The organism is Geobacillus sp. FSL K6-3411 (genome assembly GCF_037965715.1).
In the GTDB taxonomy this organism is placed as follows: Bacteria; Bacillota; Bacilli; order Bacillales; family Anoxybacillaceae; genus Geobacillus; species Geobacillus thermodenitrificans.
Genome location: NZ_CP150187.1, coordinates 1,421,552 through 1,441,273, shown reverse-complemented (window position 1 = coordinate 1,441,273; position 19,722 = coordinate 1,421,552). Strand labels below are relative to the sequence as shown.

At 46.3% G+C, this 19,722-nt stretch carries 17 protein-coding genes; 5 read left to right on the top strand and 12 right to left on the bottom strand.

From position 1 onward, the window contains the following. Window positions 1-10: 10 nt before the first annotated feature. Window positions 11-1,672, top strand: a complete 1,662-nt coding sequence (locus tag NSQ22_RS07310) for a sigma-E factor regulatory protein RseB domain-containing protein (RefSeq protein WP_060475790.1) — start codon at window positions 11-13, stop codon at window positions 1,670-1,672. Between the two features lie 382 nt (window positions 1,673-2,054). On the opposite strand, the gene NSQ22_RS07305 is transcribed toward NSQ22_RS07310, so the two are convergent. The 3 genes from NSQ22_RS07305 to NSQ22_RS07295 all read right to left on the bottom strand — a co-directional run bounded on the left by NSQ22_RS07305 (window position 2,055) and on the right by NSQ22_RS07295 (window position 4,129). Continuing rightward, a complete protein-coding gene (locus NSQ22_RS07305; protein ID WP_008879461.1) occupies window positions 2,055-2,879 on the bottom strand; it encodes a class I SAM-dependent methyltransferase in 825 nt (274 codons plus the stop codon). A 98-nt stretch (window positions 2,880-2,977) separates the two neighbouring features. Beyond that, window positions 2,978-3,421 (bottom strand): winged helix DNA-binding protein, encoded by a 444-nt coding sequence (locus tag NSQ22_RS07300; protein ID WP_008879462.1) that lies wholly within the window; start codon window positions 3,419-3,421, stop codon window positions 2,978-2,980. A gap of 459 nt (window positions 3,422-3,880) precedes the next feature. Next, window positions 3,881-4,129, bottom strand: a complete 249-nt coding sequence (locus NSQ22_RS07295) for a hypothetical protein (RefSeq protein WP_216367225.1) — start codon at window positions 4,127-4,129, stop codon at window positions 3,881-3,883. Window positions 4,130-4,711: 582 nt separating this feature from the next. Between NSQ22_RS07295 and NSQ22_RS07290 the strand changes: the two genes are divergently transcribed. Continuing rightward, a complete protein-coding gene (locus tag NSQ22_RS07290) occupies window positions 4,712-5,470 on the top strand; it encodes an SDR family oxidoreductase (RefSeq protein ID WP_087959959.1) in 759 nt (252 codons plus the stop codon). A 184-nt stretch (window positions 5,471-5,654) separates the two neighbouring features. Here the strand turns inward: NSQ22_RS07290 and NSQ22_RS07285 are convergent, their stop codons facing one another. After that, window positions 5,655-6,413: a DUF3784 domain-containing protein gene (locus NSQ22_RS07285; RefSeq protein ID WP_011887235.1), complete on the bottom strand. Its 759-nt coding sequence runs from the start codon at window positions 6,411-6,413 to the stop codon at window positions 5,655-5,657. Window positions 6,414-6,749: 336 nt separating this feature from the next. Between NSQ22_RS07285 and NSQ22_RS07280 the strand changes: the two genes are divergently transcribed. From NSQ22_RS07280 to NSQ22_RS07270, 3 genes are all read left to right on the top strand, one after another. Next, window positions 6,750-7,589 (top strand): MBL fold metallo-hydrolase, encoded by an 840-nt coding sequence (locus NSQ22_RS07280; RefSeq protein ID WP_087959958.1) that lies wholly within the window; start codon window positions 6,750-6,752, stop codon window positions 7,587-7,589. Between the two features lie 232 nt (window positions 7,590-7,821). Further along, window positions 7,822-8,616: an adenosylmethionine decarboxylase gene (gene speD, locus NSQ22_RS07275; RefSeq protein WP_011887234.1), complete on the top strand. Its 795-nt coding sequence runs from the start codon at window positions 7,822-7,824 to the stop codon at window positions 8,614-8,616. Between the two features lie 114 nt (window positions 8,617-8,730). After that, on the top strand, window positions 8,731-9,855 hold the full coding sequence (locus NSQ22_RS07270) for an FAD-binding oxidoreductase (RefSeq protein ID WP_008879468.1): 1,125 nt from the start codon (window positions 8,731-8,733) through the stop codon (window positions 9,853-9,855). A gap of 129 nt (window positions 9,856-9,984) precedes the next feature. Here NSQ22_RS07270 and NSQ22_RS07265 read toward each other — a convergent pair whose 3' ends face one another. The 8 genes from NSQ22_RS07265 to NSQ22_RS07230 form a co-directional block, all read right to left on the bottom strand. After that, a complete protein-coding gene (locus NSQ22_RS07265; protein ID WP_029760946.1) occupies window positions 9,985-10,533 on the bottom strand; it encodes a YpiB family protein in 549 nt (182 codons plus the stop codon). A 333-nt stretch (window positions 10,534-10,866) separates the two neighbouring features. Then, window positions 10,867-12,381 carry a malate:quinone oxidoreductase gene (locus NSQ22_RS07260; protein ID WP_181372671.1) on the bottom strand — a complete coding sequence of 505 codons (1,515 nt, stop codon included), beginning with the start codon at window positions 12,379-12,381 and terminating at the stop codon, window positions 10,867-10,869. Window positions 12,382-12,992: 611 nt separating this feature from the next. Continuing rightward, window positions 12,993-14,252: a dihydrolipoamide acetyltransferase family protein gene (locus NSQ22_RS07255; RefSeq protein WP_327986511.1), complete on the bottom strand. Its 1,260-nt coding sequence runs from the start codon at window positions 14,250-14,252 to the stop codon at window positions 12,993-12,995. A 74-nt stretch (window positions 14,253-14,326) separates the two neighbouring features. Further along, window positions 14,327-15,361, bottom strand: a complete 1,035-nt coding sequence (locus NSQ22_RS07250) for an alpha-ketoacid dehydrogenase subunit beta (RefSeq protein ID WP_029760948.1) — start codon at window positions 15,359-15,361, stop codon at window positions 14,327-14,329. Between the two features lie 25 nt (window positions 15,362-15,386). After that, window positions 15,387-16,379, bottom strand: a complete 993-nt coding sequence (locus NSQ22_RS07245; protein WP_029760949.1) for a thiamine pyrophosphate-dependent dehydrogenase E1 component subunit alpha — start codon at window positions 16,377-16,379, stop codon at window positions 15,387-15,389. A gap of 158 nt (window positions 16,380-16,537) precedes the next feature. Continuing rightward, window positions 16,538-17,599 carry a sigma 54-interacting transcriptional regulator gene (locus NSQ22_RS07240; protein ID WP_339264415.1) on the bottom strand — a complete coding sequence of 354 codons (1,062 nt, stop codon included), beginning with the start codon at window positions 17,597-17,599 and terminating at the stop codon, window positions 16,538-16,540. A gap of 66 nt (window positions 17,600-17,665) precedes the next feature. Continuing rightward, window positions 17,666-18,799, bottom strand: a complete 1,134-nt coding sequence (locus NSQ22_RS07235; RefSeq protein ID WP_015374614.1) for an IS4-like element IS5377 family transposase — start codon at window positions 18,797-18,799, stop codon at window positions 17,666-17,668. 91 nt (window positions 18,800-18,890) lie between these two features. Beyond that, a complete protein-coding gene (locus NSQ22_RS07230; protein WP_339264413.1) occupies window positions 18,891-19,637 on the bottom strand; it encodes a hypothetical protein in 747 nt (248 codons plus the stop codon). Between the last annotated feature and the right edge of the window lie 85 nt (window positions 19,638-19,722).

Sequence of the window (19,722 nt, the reverse complement as noted above, 5' to 3'; positions counted from 1 at the left end):
GAGTCTATCGATGCACGACAACGAACGCCGCTTATCCGATTATATTGACCAGTTGAACGCCGAGAAAAAACCAAAAGAGCATGAACATTCAGCGGCAGATCCCGAGTTGCAAGAGCTGTTTCATACCGTCAGGCTCGTTCGCAGTCTCAGGGAGCCTGCCATGCCGGAGCGGAATTTTCCGGCCAAACTGGTTCGTACAGTTACTGATCAGCTAGTGCCGACAAAACCGAAAAAGAAAAAACGGGCCTGGATGGCCAGCATCGTCGGCATCGCTGCTGTGCTGGCCCTATCGCTGCTGATGCATATCGTTTCACTTTTTGACCAACCCAACATCGTAAAGGCGATGGAAAAAGCCTTTCAAGACGTCAACGCCTACCATGGATTTTTGGAAATTGTCGAAACGAATGCCCAAGGCAAGACTACTACACAAGCCAAATTGGAAATTTGGGCCGACAAACAAGGTCGCTATTATATACAAGAACTAGAGGGTTCAAATAAAGGATTGATTACCGTCAATAACGGGCAAACGAAATGGCAGATCCATCATTCGGAAAAACAAGTTCATCGATTTTCTGCCTTTCCGGATCCGTACCGTTTTGCCTTTGAACTTGGGAACGAAATCAAGGAAATTAAACAAGCCGTATCAACAAAGACCATCGGGGAAGAGAAGGCAGCCAACCGTCCATCTTGGGTTGTTGAAGTCACCCCGCAAGGAGGAGAGCCTTATCGGATCTGGATTGATAAGGAAACACATCTTCCGTTGCAAAAACAATATGCGATGCATCATGGAATCCAATATAAAATTACGTACACAAAAATCGAATGGAATGATGCGATCCCTGAAAAACTACTAGCTTATCATGTGCCAAAAGGATTTCAAGAAATCAACCAAAACCCAGAACAAATTGTCGCCAACATCGGTGAAGTCAATGAGATCATCGGATTTCTGCCTGACGTAATCAACCAAATTCCAGCCGGTTATGTCCAAGATCGCATCGCGATCGTACCCGACAAAAAACTTGTCAAAATCTATTACCGGGCATCGAACAAAGAGATCGTCATCATCCAAGGAAAAGCCACCGGCAAATGGAAACTGGCCCCAAACGCGATGGTCGGGAAAATCCATCAACAGACCGCTGAAATTCAATCACCGGTTGTGGAAGAGGCAGGCGTGCTCGGGGCAGGAGGATCGTATGCCGGCCTGACGGACCTCCATTCGATTCGCTGGCGGCAAAACGGGTTCGAATACGCCGTCATCGGCCATGCCGATTTGGAGGATTTAGTCGCATTCACGAAAGAGCTGACAAACGGTGCTTTTGAAATGCCTGCAAAAGAGGAGCCATCCTCGTCCAAACCAAAAGTGAACGTTCCTGTTGACTTGGAGCAGGAAAAGAACGATCAAAAAAGTGTGGATGCGGGCAGCTCGCCGTGGAAACTAGATCCTGTGTTTGTAGCCCAAGTATTTGTAAGCCTGCAAATGTCTCCTGAAGGGATTACCGGAGACTACCCGATTCGCTATGAAGACTTGCGCATCGTTCAAAACAATGGCAAGGAAGCCGTCGTGGAAGTGAACGCCGACAACGCGCCTATCAAGCGCGTATACTTGAAACGGCTGATCCGGCAAGACGCGACAGGCATATGGACAGTGGTGGGCTACGACCCTGCTTCTTAACCTTCTCCCCCACTTTCGCTTGAAAGTGGGGTTTTGTTTTTGATCAAGATGGGGGACAAACACCTTTCTTTCTGACATCAACCTCCAATGTTCCCGCTGTCCATTCCGACAACGAACAAGCCTATAAGAGGAGAACTATGAGAGAGGGCCGAATGCGGCTCTTCTCCATTTTAAAGGCATCCCCCTTTCCCTTAACCTGTACCATATTGCGTTCAGCTTTTTCACAACCGATTTGCCATTCGTGTCATGTAACTACGGTCCGTCTCAAACGTCTACAAACATATCCGGGTTCCAAAATAAAATCTCAGACGACATCATTCGACAGGGATATATTTTCATCCTTCCGTTGATGATGATTTTTTGCCCCATGAGAGTCTATATATCAAAATCGATACAAAAGCAACCGTATCATATTTCTAAAATTTGAAATTCTATACATTAAAGCATAAATGAAACGATATTTTAACGGGAGTTGACTAATAAATGTTGATTCAAAAATCGATAAGTCCGCTATTTTTTTCATCTTTCCATTCAACTGATCAACTTCATTCGTATCATCAACAGCCCATCGATGTTCGGCGCCTATCACCTCTTTTAAAGATTCCTTCCCAGATTCTATAGCAAATGAGTTCATCACATCAAATGCAATCTGTCCATGAACAAAATGATTCGTGAGTCGATTCAACAATGTTTTTACTTCTTCAACTGTAAAATATTCCAACAGTCCTTCAGCGATAATCATTACTGGTTTATCGCTAGGAATCTTTTCTAACCATCCCTCTTCTGTAACCGAAGAGGCAATCATTTCATATCCGTCGCGATTTGAATAAAACTGTTTGCGTATTTTGATCACTTCGGGATAATCGACATCGAACCAACTCACATTCGATGAAGGATTTATTCTTGATACTCTCGTGTCAAGGCCACAACCGAGATTCAATACAGTGGCATTCGGGTGAATTTGAAGAAAGTCGGCCAACCATGTATCGAATTGTTTGGCTCTCACAACCATGAGATTGCCATTTGGAAAGCGATTGAGCTTCTCAAAGTCATAATCAATGGCATTCACTAACTCGGCCGATTTTTTATCATTCAGAATGGAATGCTTAGAGTGATAATCCAAAGCTTTTGCATACAGAGTAATCAGCAACGTTTCTTTTTCGTTTTCCAAATGAATGTTGTGAACCCCATCAGCTCTTATCTCCATAGTTAAATCCCTCCGCATACTTTTCACGTAGAATCATGATATGAGCCCATCTCGTTTCAGCGGCAAACATTCCTGACTTAGATCTTATCCTTGAATACTCATGCTTCGTCCTCCATTTTTTTCAGCAACACATTCAGTTTATGAAGAGCAAAATGAAAATCCAGCTGCTCTTCCTCATCCAATCGGATGAACTTTTCCAAAAATCTCTCGTATATATACGTCCATTTTTTTTCGATCACTTCTTTTCCCTTAGGGGTCAAAGAAACTAAAACAGCCCGTTTATCTTTCGGATCCGGCATTTTGGTCAAATAGCCTCTAGCCTCTAAGTTCCTAATGATGATTGTTAACTGTTGCTTTGCTACATTTAACCCCTTACTGATCTCCTTAAGATTCATTGCCCTTTGTTGCATATACATAAATTCCATGACATGATTCTGCATATGTGATAATTCGGTTGCCCCTTTATTTAACTCGCTAAACCTGCCAAACAAGTTGGATATTAAAGCAACAAACTCTTCAGCGATTTCTTTCATCATGGTCATAAGCAGACACCTCACTTAGTAAACATTTTATTACTATTATCAATTTTATCCAACTAATAAAGTCTTGTTTAGTAAAATTATATTTACCATTTTGTTATATACTACAAAGCTTCGCTTTTCTAACAGCGTTTCCTCATGAAAAGGAAACTTGACATTGTCCATGAACAGATGCCCTTTCCCCTCGCTAAGGGGAACGAATACGAATATCACGTCTCATGGATAAAAGGTTTCCACAGAGAGGGGAAGCGGCACCTTCACTGCCTGCACCATGAAAAAAGGAGAACAGTCATCTCCTGTTCTCCTTTTTCTTCTTTATATTCCCGTGCGCGAATCCATTCGTTGTATGAAAGAAACCCATCCCCATAAAGCAATACAACTACAAATGCCAAGCGCTACTCGCATGTATGAGGCCGATCCGCGAAAAAGGCGTTGTCCGCCTCCTTTGTGTCACCTTCTCCTTTATCTTCGAGCCGCTTTGTACACATACAGCACTACTGCACTAATCATCGTCACTCCGATCAATGACCATACATAAACAATCGGTGGTCCCGCTTGACCGAACACCACTTCGTTCGACAACTGATCGACGCTCTCCCAGGCGCTGGCGATGTCAGGTTGATACATCTTTGTTTTCCAGTACCCAAGACTGATCGTTGCCGCAATATACACGACATGGGCAACGAGCGAAATCGCGAAAGCCTGGATCATCGTTTTCACCGAACATCCCTCCAACGATCAAAAGTAAGCCGTTCCACTCTCGAACACAGCGGCTCAAATGCTGCTCCATTGGTTTTGCCAAAATTTTCCCATCATTTCCTTCTATTTTACCATGCCGATGAGTCAATAGGCAAAACCGATCCTCCTTCAGAGTGAATGAATACTTTGCGGGAGCTTTTTGAGGAGCTATTCTTCGAAGTGTTCCCACACGTCCCCCGTCCCTTCAAGGATGTCATAACGCTCATTCACAAATTCTACGCTTGAGCTGTTTCATCTCCATCTTTCATGAGCGGCTAGGATTGTCTCTCCTTTGACGAAAAATGAAGAGGCCGTCCGCCTTCACAAACCGCTCCCCGTCCTGATCGTTCATGAATCGACTGATGGAATGGATGATGTTCAAAGGAACCATACACTGAAAATTCCCTGTCTTGTTTCTATGATTATGAAAAACGTGTACGATCACCAACGATTAGTATCGTATGATCACAAATTTGACAAACAAAAATGTGATTCCTAGCGTACATAGCGGGTAAATACAGACGGATGGATCGTTTTCAATAAGGGGGAGAAAACATGAAGTTAGAAGGAAAAGTTGCCATCGTCACAGGTGCTGCCTCGGGTATGGGAAAAGCCATCGCCCAGCTGTTCGCCAAAGAGGGGGCGAAAGTTGTTGTCTCGGATATTCATGAAGAAGGACAACAGGCGGTTGTCAAAGAAATTACGGAAAATGGAGGCACGGCGATCGGCATCACCGCCGATGTCGCTAATAAGGAACATGTGGAACGGTTGATCGATGAGACAGTGCAAACGTTTGGTTCACTCGACATTTTAGTCAACAATGCCGGAATAATGGACAACTTTGTACCTGCCGCTGATGTGACCGATGAATGGTGGGAGAAAGTGTTTGCCGTTAACACCACAAGTGTAATGCGAGCAACCCGGAAAGCATTGTCGATTTTTCTTTCCAAAAAAAGCGGAGTGATCATCAACATCGCTTCTGTCGGCGGGCTTAACGGATCGCGGGCCGGCGCCGCCTACACCGCTTCAAAACACGCCGTCATCGGATTGACAAAAAACGTTGGCTTCCAATACGCGAAAGAAGGGATTCGCTGCAACGCCATCGCTCCCGGCGGCGTGAGCACCAACATCGGCGCAACGATCACCGCTCCCCATCCGTTCGGAATGGAGCGGGCCACAGCTGGTGCCCATTTGAATCCACGCATCGGCGAGCCGGAGGAAATCGCAAAAATCGCCCTGTTTCTAGCTTCTGATGACTCGAGCTTCATCAACGGTGCCGTCATTGTCGCCGATTCCGGCTGGACAGCCTACTGACGTCCAAATCGAAAAAAGGCCATTCCGAACGCACTCATGCCTTTTCGGAATGGCTTTTCTTCATTTCCCTAAAAGCGGCGAATTCGTTTTCGATGATCGTGCCGACATCGTTTCTGATGATATAACCAACCGTTCATGGGACGGATGCAATCCTGACCTCCTTCCCCTTGCTATCGCCCGACGTTTACTGGGAGGAACGCTCATCATCTATCTGCTGTTGTAACGCTTGGAACAATTCCTTTGTCTCTTCCGGTGTGCGGCGATTAAGCATGATGTATGCCCCGTCTCTCCGCTTCACATACAAATACGGTGAAGATGACTTAACGATAAACAACTTGCCCCTGCCGTACGGTTTTTCAAGAACAAACTCCCCTTTCAATCGGCCATATGCCGCAAATCCGTTGGCCTTAAAGACGACCTCTGGCAGCTCTTTTAATAATTGAACCTCTTCAATGTCGCGAGTCGACCACTCTTCCCCATATTCTCCCATGACAATCAACTTCCCGGGCTGGACGACTACTTCGTTTTCCCGGAACCCATAATATCCTAGCACGACAATCAAAGCGATGACCGCTACTGCAATTCCACTTGTAAGCCAAATATATTTTTTTCGTTTCCGTTTCACTTCATAACGTTGAATGTAAATAGTGCCGCCAAGCAAAAAAACGAGAAAAACAGCTAACCCAATCTCAAATACATACGGTAAACGAAATATGTATGCTAACACGGCAATAAACAGCAGCCACCATGAATAGAAAAGCAATTTCCCCGTTGCTTCCACATAGCCGTTTTCCATTAATAGCTCCTGCTCTTCCTTTGGACGGAGCGCAAATCCGGAAATAAGTTCATATCGCTTTTTCTTCACAATCAAATACCAAAGCCCGCCATGCACAATAAGCGCAAATCCCATGGCCACGAAAAAGGCTATCATCCCTGCATCCATCGCCTCTTCCTCTCCCTTTTTCGTTTAGTTAAGCCGAAATGGAGTGTCTTCTTCTATGTAAATCATTTTCTATTATGTTACCATACTTCCTGTACTAGGAAACATCCCTTTCTTTTTTCTAATGGTTCATCTTGACCAAACGTCTACTCCCCCAAAAATAAGGAATATTCACCAGCTTATCATTGAAATCAGTTGAACTATCGTAGGCTTTGTTTTGATATCGCCCAGACATACACGATGATTGATCGATCCATTTGACAACAAAAAATGAATGAACATTCATTCTTTGTGGTATAATGGTGCCAGCATCTCCGCATAAAAGGAGGGACGTTCACCATGTGGATCAATAAAGTGATCAAAAAACGGTTTGAAACGGACATAGTCCAACATGTGCATATCGCCAAAGGAACGGCCATGTTTCAAGGTGTTCGGCTTGCCGTCCGTTGCTTCGTCGTTGACGGCGTCTTGATTGACACCGGCGCAAAATCGATGGAAAACGAATTCACCTCGTTTTTCCAACAGCAAGACATCGACCAAGTCGTGATCACTCATTTTCACGAAGACCATACCGGTTGTGCGGCGTTTTTGCAGCGAACGATGGGATTGCCCATCTATATGAATGAGCCGATGATCGAGTATTGCCGGCAAAAGGCGGACTATCCATTGTATCGGAAAATCTTTTGGGGAAAGCGTGACCCGTTTGCCGCCAAACCCATCGGCGCCACGTTTTCCTCCCGGAACGCAACGTGGGATGTGATCCCAACGCCCGGCCATGCGATCGATCATGTCGTCTTTTTGAACCGCGAAACGGGGCAGCTGTTTAGCGGCGACTTATACTGCCAAGAGAAAACGAAAGTCATCTTGCGTGAGGAGGACATTCCGACGATCATCGCCTCCTTGCAACACGTGTTGACGTACGATTTCGGTGACGTCTTTTGCGCCCATGCCGGCTATCTCCCGAACGGGCGTGAGGCGTTGCAGCGAAAGCTCGACTATTTGCTTGAACTCCAAGGCACGATCATCGACCTATACGAAAAAGGAACGCCGCCAAAACAAATTCAGGCGCTCCTGTTTCCGAAAAAGTACCCGATCATCTTTTTTTCCGGCGGCGAGTGGGATTCGCTGCATATCGTCCGTTCGGTGATTCGGGACTATGAAGCAAAACAAGCAAGTTGAAGCGGGACGACCCCAAACGGCCATGAAACGGCCTAAGGGGTGTCCTTTTTTCTATATAATTGTGTTTGTCCACCGCTCTTGCCGACTTTGGCCTAGAGACCCGATTGTTTACAGAACCATCGAGCCCATCTAGCAGTGAGAAGTTGGCCTCCATTCCTTTCTACACAAAACAGCAACTATATTGGGTGCAAATCGGACAAATTAAGAAAAAACGAAAGGGATGATCTAAGCCATGAACGACACACCGCACGTGAAATTGCACGGGTTTAACAATTTGACGAAGTCGCTCAGCTTCAATATGTACGATATTTGCTATACGAAAACACCCAAGGAGCGGGAAGCGTATATTTCCTATATCGACGATGTTTACAACGCCGAGCGGCTGACAAACATTTTGAAACACGTCGCCGACATCATCGGCGCCCATGTGTTAAACATCGCCAAACAAGATTACGTTCCGCAAGGCGCAAGTGTGACGATGCTCGTTTCCGAAGGGCCGGTTGTAGAAGTGCCGCAAGCCGAGGCGCCGTTGCCTGAGGCAGTCGTGCTTTCGCTTGATAAAAGCCATATTACCGTTCATACATACCCAGAATACCATCCGAGTGATGGAATTAGTACGTTCCGTGCCGATATTGACGTCGTCACCTGCGGAGAAATTTCGCCGTTAAAAGCGCTCGATTATTTGATTCAGTCGTTTGAAGCCGACATTATGATAATCGATTACCGCGTGCGCGGGTTTACACGTGACATTCACGGATACAAATTGTTTATTGACCATGATATTACATCGATTCAAAATTATATTCCAGAAGATATTCGTGAGAAGTACGATATGATTGACGTGAACATTTATCAAGAGAACATTTTCCATACAAAATGCAAGCTGCGGCAGTTTGATTTAGACAACTATCTATTCGGACATACGAAAGATGCCTTATCTAAACAAGAAGTAGAGGAAACGACCGCCAAACTGAAGAGAGAAATGGACGAAATTTTTTACGGAAAAAATATGCCTAGCGGCTTTTAAGAAAAGGAAGCTTTTCGGCACTGTGCTCACCGATCAGCCATTCAAGCTTCCCCTGCAGCTTCTCCGTTTGCACTATGTATGGTATGCTAGTAGAAAAAAGGAAAAGGTGTTAGTATGGGATCGTACATCGTTGTCGGAGCTGGCATTTTAGGAGCGGCGGTGGCCTACCACTTAGCGAAAGAAGGGGCTGCCGTGACGATCATCGACCGCGGTGACAAAGGACAGGCGACCGATGCGGCGGCGGGGATCGTTTGCCCTTGGTTGTCGCAGCGCCGCAACCAAAAATGGTACCGATTGGCGAAAGGCGGGGCGAAGTTTTATCCTTCCCTCATTGAAGAACTGCAATCATATGGAGAAACGGAAACCGGCTATGCGCGCGTCGGGACGCTCTGCTTGCATACGGATGAACAAAAGCTTGAGCAGATGAAAGCGCGCGCTCTCAAACGGCGCGAAGATGCACCGGAAATCGGGGACATCGTGCAACTTGATCCGAAGGAAGCAAAAGAGTTGTTTCCGCTACTAGCTGATGGGTATCAGGCCATTTATGTAAGCGGGGGAGCTCGCGTCAACGGCCGAGCGCTGCGCACTGCACTTCTCAATGCGGCCCAAAAGCTCGGGGCCATTCATGTTCGTGGAAATGCTCGCCTTCTCCATCAGGGAACGCGCATCATCGGCGTGGAAGCGGATGGAACGACTTATGCCGCTGAAGCTGTCATCATCACGGCGGGCGCTTGGGCCGGCGAGTTGCTTCGCCCTCTAGGCATCGAGCTGCTCGTCACACCGCAAAAAGGACAACTCATTCACTTAGAACATCCGAACCACGACACGTCCCATTGGCCTGTTGTCATGCCACCGAGCAATCAGTATATGCTCGCCTTTCCAAGAGGTAGAATGGTGATCGGAACAACACACGAAGATGAAGCAGGCTTGGACGTCCGCCCTACCGCCGGAGGAATGCACGAATTATTGGACAAAGCGCTCACCGTTGCGCCAGGGCTCTCCGTTTGCACATACATCGAAACGCGGGTTGGATTCCGTCCGCGCACACCTGGGTTTCTCCCGATCTTTGGGGTACTTCCCGGCTTTACCGGCCTTTACATCGCCAACGGCCTCGGCTCCTCAGGGCTCACCGTCGGCCCTTATTTAGGGGCGGAACTAGCCAAGCTCGTGCTCGGCATCCCGACCGAACTCGACCCTCATGACTATGACGTCACGAGCGCCATCGCCCCGCTTGCCTAACGCCGCGCCGTGTTCGAAATAAACGGCCGCCGACCGAGCCGATTGCCATCACACTCGTCAAACAAAGGTCTTATCGACTGCGAATTCGATAGAGCGTTGCGCCGCTTGGACAAAGCTGATAGCTGCTCGTCAGCTTTGTCCTTCGTATTTTTTTAATTGTTCGGTCAGCTTCTGAAACAAATCCATATCTTTACGGTCGAGCGCCTGGTCAATTTGCAGTCTTAACCTTGATATTTCATGACGCTTTAACGCTTCATCCAACACTTGCTCGGCTTCTTTCGCCATTTTTTCATGGCGCTCATGCCGACGAACGTTCTCAAATGCCCGATGATCAATCAGCCGAAGATACGAAAAATTTCTGGCCTTCCCCGGAAAGTAAAGCGTCAAATACAACGGTTCATTCGGGCGCAGCGCCAAATCGCCCATAATCGCCGCCAACCCCGTGCTTTTCTGGCCACCGCGATAAAAAACAAGCCCTTCTTCCTCCGCCGTCGCAGCCGAAATAATCAGCCACCGTGCTTGTTTTTGCCCGTTTTCGGTAAAATGGACGTTTTCAAGCAAATGCGGATGTTGAAGCAAATAATTGAGCACAAACCGGGCATCCGGATGCTTTAAGCGATAATTTTGCAAAAACGAAGTTAAAAAGTGACGCTTTTCTAATGACGACACCCACCTCATTACATCACCCCCTTACGAAACCTGCGCAAGGCCCCTCTGCCTTTAAGCACGGGGACATTGTATCCTAATCTATTCGTTTACCGCTACAACATTGTCTGATAACTTGACCAATGCCGTTCCAAACCGCGGCACCAATCAGGCCAATATAGACAAAAGCCGACCTGTTTGATTTGATCTGTTTGTCTATACAGTATAGCTCATTTCAGCCTTCCATGCAGCAACGGCCAACAACAGGAAAGTTCTGCTAAAAAAAAGCTGCCCTTCGTCTTCGGGCAGCTTGTTGTTTATGGGCGCTGAGCGCCACAGGCCGGCAATCTACTGAATCACACACATTCAAACGAGCTGCAATGCCAGTCCTTCTCTTAAACCGAGCATCTCCGCTGTTGCGGCTTGAATGTCGTGCAAAAGTCGTTCGTTTTTCATGAGCGATACACCGTAGGAAGGAATCATTTCTCTCACCTTCGGCTCCCACTCTTTCATTCGTTCCGGGAAACATTTCGTGATTACTTCTAGCATGACATGAACCGCGGTCGAAGCGCCTGGCGAGGCGCCAAGCAACGCCGCAATCGAACCATCAGCCGCATGGACGACTTCTGTACCGAATTGCAACGTTCCTTTGCCGCCAGCTTCCGTATCTTTGATCACTTGCACGCGCTGGCCAGCAACAATGACATCCCATTCCTCGCTTTTGGCTGTCGGAACAAACTCGCGCAACTCTTCCATGCGTTGTTCTTTCGACAACATCACTTGCTGGATTAAGTAATTGGTAAGCGCCATATTTTTCACGCCTGCCGCCAACATCGTCAAAAGGTTATGCGGTTTGACCGATGTAAATAAATCGAGCATCGACCCGTTTTTCAAAAACTTCGGCGAGAAGCCGGCAAACGGTCCAAACAACAACATTTTTTGATTGTTGATAAACCGCGTATCCAAATGCGGAACCGACATCGGCGGCGCGCCGACTTTCGCTTTGCCGTACACTTTCGCATGGTGCTGCTCAACCACATCCGGATTGTTGCACACCATAAACAATCCACTGACCGGGAATCCGCCAATCCCTCTTCCTTCCGGAATACCGGATTTTTGCAACAGATGGAGGCTTCCTCCCCCAGCACCAATGAAGACAAATTTGGCCACATGACGTTCAACAGCGCCGCTATCTAAATCGCGCACTTTTAACTCCCATAGACCGTCGCTTGTCCGCTTGATGTCATCAACATGATGACGGTAATGAATCTCGACATTTTTCCGTTTTAAATGCTCAAACAGTTTGCGCGTCAGTGCCCCAAAGTTCACATCTGTTCCTGATTCGATCCGCGTAGCTGCGATCGGCTCGTTCACAACGCGATTTTCCATCATGAGCGGTATCCATTCGGCCAACTTTTTCGGATCATCAGAAAATTCCATGCCTTTAAACAGCGGGTTATTCACCATTGTTTCATACCGCTTTTTCAAAAATGCGACATTGTCTTCCCCTTGCACGAAGCTCATATGAGGCAACGGACGAATGAACTCTTTTGGATCACGAAGCACCCCGCTGTTCACTAAATAAGCCCAAAACTGCAAGGAAACGTAAAATTGCTCATTGATTTTGATGGCTTTGCTGATGTCAATGGACCCATCGGGCTTCTCAACGGTATAGTTCAGCTCGCAAAGAGCCGCATGCCCTGTTCCGGCATTGTTCCACTCGTTGGAGCTTTCCACTCCTGCTTCTTCCAGTCTTTCAAATACAGTGATGTCCCACTCCGGTGCCAACTCTTTTAACAACGTTCCCAACGTGGCGCTCATAATGCCGGCGCCGATTAAGATCACATCAGTTTTGGTTTGTTTGTTGCCCATGTTTACCATCCCTATCTACTAATATTTACAAAAGCGGTGAGCGACCGCTCGAAATGATTCCACTGATACCCCCGTTTACCTTGTTGAGGGCGGTTACACAATTTATTATAACACATTTTACTAATAGTATGTCACTATTATTAATAAACATGAAAATATATTAGTATAATTAAATATTCACTACATGATAAATCTTTCAATAGTAGAAGCTAGTAGTTTCCTTTTATATTAATTTTACAAAATAGCTGAATATTTCGCTACTACTCTAAAGAAAAAATTTTTCACCAGGCAATGGAACTCCATCCAGAAGCAGTACATGTCTGCCACTACAGCCAAGAGTCCATCAGTCCAATATTGATCACCGCCTATCGTATTGTATTGCTTCTTCCCCACTTGTGTGCATCCTCGATGTCTTTCCGTTCAATCCAACAGCATGAATCCCAAAAAATAAAAGCAACCAACCGTGCATCACGATTGGTTGCCTAACAATGACCTATTCTGGTCTTTGCAGGGCGATTGAATCGAATTTGAAAGACAAGCCATAGATTTGCGGCAAACGAAACAGATAAGTAATATTTTTGCGTCTATATTCTTTCTGCATCTTTACGCTTGCATCCCTGTCACCATAATAATTTATAAGGGTTCTCCAAATAATATTTGATCATCCCAAGAAACTGGCTCGCAGGTGCCCCATCCATCACTTGATGGTCAAATGTTAAGCTCAACGGTAAACTCTTTCTTTTTTGAACAGCATCTCCTACAAACACGGCCATATCTGTCACAGTTCCAACACCAAGAATTCCTACCTCAGGCGGATTCAACACAGGAGTGAAAAATTCTACGCCATACGCTCCTAAACTAGTGATCGTGAATGTAGACCCTGTCATTTCTTCACTGCTCAATTCTCCATTCCTTGCCTTGGTGCTACATTCCTTAATTTTTTGCGACAGTTCCTTTAGCGAAAGCTTCTCTGCATATCGTATGACTGGGACAACAAGACCGTTTTCCAATGCTACTGCGATTCCTAAATGAATGGACTCATACGTGTAGATGCGTCCATCCTGATAGAGACTGTTCATTTGTTTATGTGCCTGCAAAGCTAAAATCGTTGCCCGGGCGATAAAATCAGTAATAGTCCATTTGATATTCGGATCGTCTTGCCAGTCATTTTTCAGCTGTTCTTGCAAGTTAACCAACTTAGTGACATCTGCTTTCATATGAATAGTGAGTTGAGCGGTTTGCTGCAGGCTGGCAAACATTCTTGAAGCAATCACTTTCCGCATTCCTGTCACGGGTTTGATTGTCACCTTCTCATGTTGAAGCGAAGTGACATCTAGTTGGAGAAGTCCTTGTTGTTCACTGCCTACATTTTTCCGATGGTTGATCGCATGTAGGCGACTTGGGGCTGTCTGATCATTGTGGGATAACGATGCTTGTTTGGATTGAATCGCCTTTTCGACATCCGCCCTCGTCACCCTTCCTTTTGGCCCTGTTCCTACAATGTCACGCAAATCGATCCCGGCTTCGCGCGCCAACTTCCTTGCCGCCGGAGAAACCCGCAACATATGTTTTGATGAAACTTCGGCTTCCTCTTTCACCACCTTGGTTGCTGCCTCTTCAGCAGCTCTATTCATATCTTCTCCTCGTTCCCCGATATAGCCGATCACATTTCCCACTTTTGCTGTTTCATCTTGTTGAACGACAATCTCTAATAGCACCCCGTCTTGCGGTGCTTCAATATCTTTTTCAATTTTATCAGAGCTGATCACAACGACCGATTCGCCTTTTTTCACCGGATCCCCCTTTTTCTTCAGCCACTCGACGACCGTTCCCTCTTCCATGCTCATTCCTAGCTTTGGCATAATAATTTCCACAGCCACATTTCCTCTCCCCTTTTCCAATAAATACAAGGAGCGCGTGTTGCCACGTCCTGTCGGCAACACGCTAATATCATTTATACTGGTACAATCGTTTCGTCTCCTATAATCTCCGCTGCCGCACGCAACACTTTTTCCGGCGTCGGCAAATAGAGGTCCTCTAACGCCGGTGAAAACGGAACAGGACAATGTGGGGCAGTGATCATTTTAATGGGGGCATCTAAATAATCAAATCCTTTATCTGCTACAAGTGCCGAGATATCAGTAGCTACACTGCAGCGCGGATTTGCCTCATCAACGACAATGAGCCGTCCTGTCTTCGCTACAGATAACAAAATCGTTTCCTCATCAAGCGGAGACAGCGTTCGCGGATCGATCACTTCTGTTTCAATCCCCTTTTCTTGTAACATCTTAGCTGCCTGTAAAGCTGTATGCACCTGCTTGCCGATGGCGACAATCGTTAAATCATCTCCCTCCCTTTTAATGTCCGCTTTTCCGAAAGGAATAGTATAAAACCCCTCTTCTACTTCCCCTCTTATGTTATAAAGCGTTTTATCTTCAAAAAAGATAACCGGGTCGTCATCAAAAATAGAAGCGAGCAACAGCCCTTTCGCATCCGCTGGGGTAGAGGGAACGACAACTTTTAACCCTGGGATATGGGTGAAAAGCGCATATAGACTTTGCGAGTGTTGTGCTGCTGCCCGAAACCCTGCGCCGTGCATCGTGCGAATCGTTAAGGGCACTTTCGCCTTTCCACCGAACATATAGCGGAGTTTAGCCGCTTGGTTCATCACTTCATCTAAACAACTCCCAATAAAATCGTTAAACATTAATTCGGCAATCGGCCTTAACCCTGTCGCTGCGGCACTCACAGCAGCCCCGATATATCCGGCTTCAGCAATCGGCGTATCCAACACTCTGTCTCTCCCAAATTCTTGTACGAGCCCTTTCGTAACCCCCATGACCCCTCCCCAAGCTTCATCGTCTTGCAAATGATCAACCGTTGCACCGCCAGCGACATCTTCCCCCAACAAAATGACATTTTCATCTTTTTGCATCGCTAGTCTCATCGCTTCGTTCAATGCCGTTGAGAAGGAAATCGTTCTCGCCATTCTTTTCCCCTCCTAACCTTTCGTTTTAATAAGAAACATATACATCTCGCAACAAGTCTTCTTCTGTCGGAAATGGGCTGTTTTCGGCAAATGTTACCGCCTTTTCAATCGCCTTGGCGACATTTTGCTCGATTTCCACCAACTCTTGTTCTGAACATAACTGGCTAGCAAGGAGATAATTGCGGAACTTTTCAATAGCATCTAATTCTTGTAAGTGTCTCCGTTTTTCTTCCGGAGTTTTATATGTTTGCGCATCGCCTTCAAAATGTCCATAGTTCCGATACGTTTTACATTCAATCAAGGTCGGTCCTTCGCCGTTGCGAGCCCGTTCAATTGCTCTTTTTGCCGCCTCGTATACGGCAATAACATCCTTGCCATCAACGACTTCCCCCGGAATGTTATATGCCCCAGCACGGTCAGCAATATTTCGACAGCTGGATGCATATTCAAACGGTGTTGACTCCGCATAGCCGTTGTTTTCCGCCACAAAAATCACCGGCAATTTCCAAATAGCCGCCAAATTAATCCCTTCATGGAAGGTGCCATGGTTATTGGCACCGTCTCCGAAAAAGCAGACAGTTACAGCACCCGTTTTCTTTAATTTTGCTGTTAATCCAGCACCGACTGCGAGCGGGAACCCCCCGCCGACAATCCCGTTCGCGCCAAGCATTCCTTTGGATACGTCAGCGATGTGCATCGATCCCCCTTTCCCTTTGCACAACCCTGTTGCTTTCCCATAAATTTCAGCCATCATCCCATTTAAATCACAATCTTTGGCGATACAATGCCCATGGCCCCGATGAGTGCTTGTAATATAATCCTTGTCCGTCAAATGGGCACAAACTCCTACCGCTACGGCTTCCTCACCCGCATATAAATGAACAAAACCAGGCAATACTCCCTTGCTGAAAATTTCATGGACTTTGTCCTCAAACTGGCGAATCTCGTTCATTTTCTGATACATCCACCTAGCTTTTTCCTTCGTAAGGGCAATAGACTGCGATCGAGCAACAGTCATACATAAACCTCCCTTTATTTAAGTAGTGTCATGTTTATTTAAAGCAAATTCCATGCCAACAAAAAAACGCTTACAAAACCTTTATTTGTAAGCGTTTTACAACCAAAGCACACACGTATTTCTTAGCCTTGTATCAATTTGTACTATTTTGTTTCATTCTAAATCAACTTGTACTTTTTGAGCTTGCGGTAACACGTGCTGCGGGAAATGCCTAACTGTTCGGCCATCTTGCTAATATTTCCTTTTGTTTCTCTTAGTACGTTCATCATCTGCTCTCTTTCGGTTTGTTCTCGATATGACAACTCCTCTCCCTTTTTACGGCTGTCTTCCAATCCAATTAGCATTGACTTTACTTTAGAGATTGTAGGGACTTCGTCTCCATACTCGATTCTCATTCGTTCTAATACGTTAAACAGCTCCCTAATATTTCCGGGCCAATGATAGTCCATCAACAAGTTCATGATTGAATGAGGCAAACAAACATTCCAACCGTTCTTCCGGCAATAGTAATCGACAAAAAACGGTATGTCTTCCTTCCGTTCCCTTAACGCGGGGAGTTGGATCGGATACACATAAAGACGATAAAATAGATCCTCTCGTAACTTCCCTTCTTTGACTAGCTCGTACAAATCGCGATGCGTTGCTGTGATGACTCGAACATCAACAGGGATCGATTTTGCTCCACCAATCGGCACAACTTCTCTTTCTTGGAGCACTCTTAACAGCGCGATTTGCATTTCTTGAGGGATCTCACCGATTTCGTCGAGAAAAATAGTTCCGCCATGAGCTTGGACGAATTTTCCCGCATAACCTGTGCGTTTTGCCCCGGTAAACGCTCCTTCTGCATATCCAAACAATTCACTACCGATTAATTCTTTCGGAATAGCTCCACAATTGATAGCGACAAATGGACCATCTTTCCGTAAACTATTTTGATGAATCGCTCGAGCAACCAACTCCTTCCCTGTCCCGGTTTCCCCTGCAATATAAACCGTTACATCCGTTTTAGCAACTTTAGAGCAACTTTGTAACACAGCAGCAAAAGACGAACTTGTTCCAATCACTCCGTCAAAGCGAAATGACGGTAGAGAGTAAGACAAAGACTTCTCATCTTGGGCTTTTTGCAAAGTGATTTTATAGCCGATCAGATGACCGTAAACGGAGGAAAAAATAGGAACTTTAGAGGAGACTTTCCACATTCGTTGGCAAAATTGTTGCAACGGCTGTTCAATGGTGCTCGAGCAAAATGAACGCAAGCGATCATTGGCCCACACCACGAGTGTTGATTATCCAAAATTAGACATACGCCTTCCATAAATTTGGGCATACTCAAACAAAGCAGCGGCCATCCCGGATTTCCAATCGAGAGGAAGCTGCCCAGAGAAAAAACGGCGAACGAACGAAATGAAGGAAAGAGAGACGTTCGTCTGTTTTTTGGTTTGATCATACAGCCATCGCAGCAACACATACGCGATGAACGCCGCAAACAGTTGGTTGTATACCGCATTTTCCGTCGTGCCAAACAAGGTCGGGACATTCAGATATTGCTTCACCCAACGGAAAAAGACCTCAACAGTCCAACGTTGTTGGTACATGTCGGCAATGGTTTCCGCAGACGCATGGAAGAGGTTCGTCACGACCCGAATGTCGCGGCCATTCGCATCTCGAAAGATCACCACCCGGTGACGCTTGGTGGAGCGGCATTGTTTCGTCCCCAACTGGCACGTGAAGTCGGCTTGAACCGATGAGGATGTGCTGGAAAGGCGTTTCAAGCTTTTTTTCTGATGAAGTTCGATGTTGTCCTTCATCCGAATGACAAAGAGCTGATGCTGCTCCACAAATCGATCGAGGCGTTCGATTTTGAAATACGCCCGGTCTTCCACCAGCACTTGTTGAGCGTTCGTCAACTGTTCTCCCACCGGGCCATCATGACGCAGTCCGATGGTTTCCACCACGTCTGCCGGCAACGAGGATTCCGGCGAATACGCGACGTGCAGCTTCACTCCGGCGCGTTCGCCGTGATACGGCGCCCATGGCAGGCGGTTTTTCCCGACCGTGACGGTCGTCGAATCCACCACCCGAAGCGGTTTGGGAAACCGAAGCGAACGGCGGGTTTGGCGGTTGCACTTGGAAATGATCAACGCCAACAAGCGTTTCATGATGTCATAGGGAACTTCTTTCGCTTTCTTGGATACAGTTGAATAATGGAATCGCGGCAATCCATACAGAGGCCCCACATCGGCTCCGTGGCGAAAGCTTTTCCATTGATGCATGGCGGCCAGCAGGAAGAAGTGAATCAACTCGCGCAACGTAAAGGTTCGAGACGAATCACGATACCCAACCGCTTCGGCAATCAGTTGAATCTCTTCATCCGAAACAAGTTTTTGCATCAAATTCGGGAGTGTGGTATGCTTGTTCATAGAGAGCACCTCCTGGGTTTGTTTGTGTCGCTACTCACATTCTACAGGAAAGGTGCTCTTTTTTCTATACCCTTTGGATTTTATTGGATAATCAACACGCCTGGGCCCACACAATGTTTTCCTGTTCATCACATATAACGGAGTAAGAAGTCGAATCTTCTATTTGAAAACCGTGCCGGAAAAGTTCCAATAGATCTTCTTTTTGTTGGAATCGCAACTGCTGTTCGATGGTGTAGGAGGCAGCGACAATCGTGGCGAGTACATGGTCTTGTGCTTCGGATAGACCGTGATGGATCGGGTAGGACATATCAATGATACCGAGGAGCTCTTTGTTTTCATCGTAAATCGGCGCAGCGGAACAAACCCATTGATGGGAAGCTATCGCATAGTGATCAAATCCAACAACCGTAATCGGTTCTCTCGTTCTTAAAGCCATGCCAATGGCATTCGTTCCGACTTCCTCCTCCGTCCATTTGACTCCCTCTAAAAAGTTGATTTCTTTTGCCTTTTTCATCGCCTGTGGATGTCCTTTCGCATACAACACGTACCCTTCTTTATCGATAAGGAGAAAAAGCGCGGGAATTTGTTGAAATAATTGTTGCAGCCGCTCTAAAACAGGAACAGCACAGCGGAATAACCGTTGATTTCTTTCTCTTTTTTCGACCAATAGATGGTCGGTCAAAAATACTTTTCCTTTCCCATCATAAGGATCCACGTTTTTCTGGCGGCAAAGATGCCATGATTCTTCAATTCTTCGATTTATTCTCCCTTGATCGAATGTTCCCTCTTGGACAAATCGACGCCAAACTTCCCGTTTAGACAGATCCACAATACCCATGGCAATCACCTCCAACAGGATTGATCCTGTATCCCTTATATTTATAACTGCCCGTTTAATACTTGCATTCCCTACATTGCAAAAA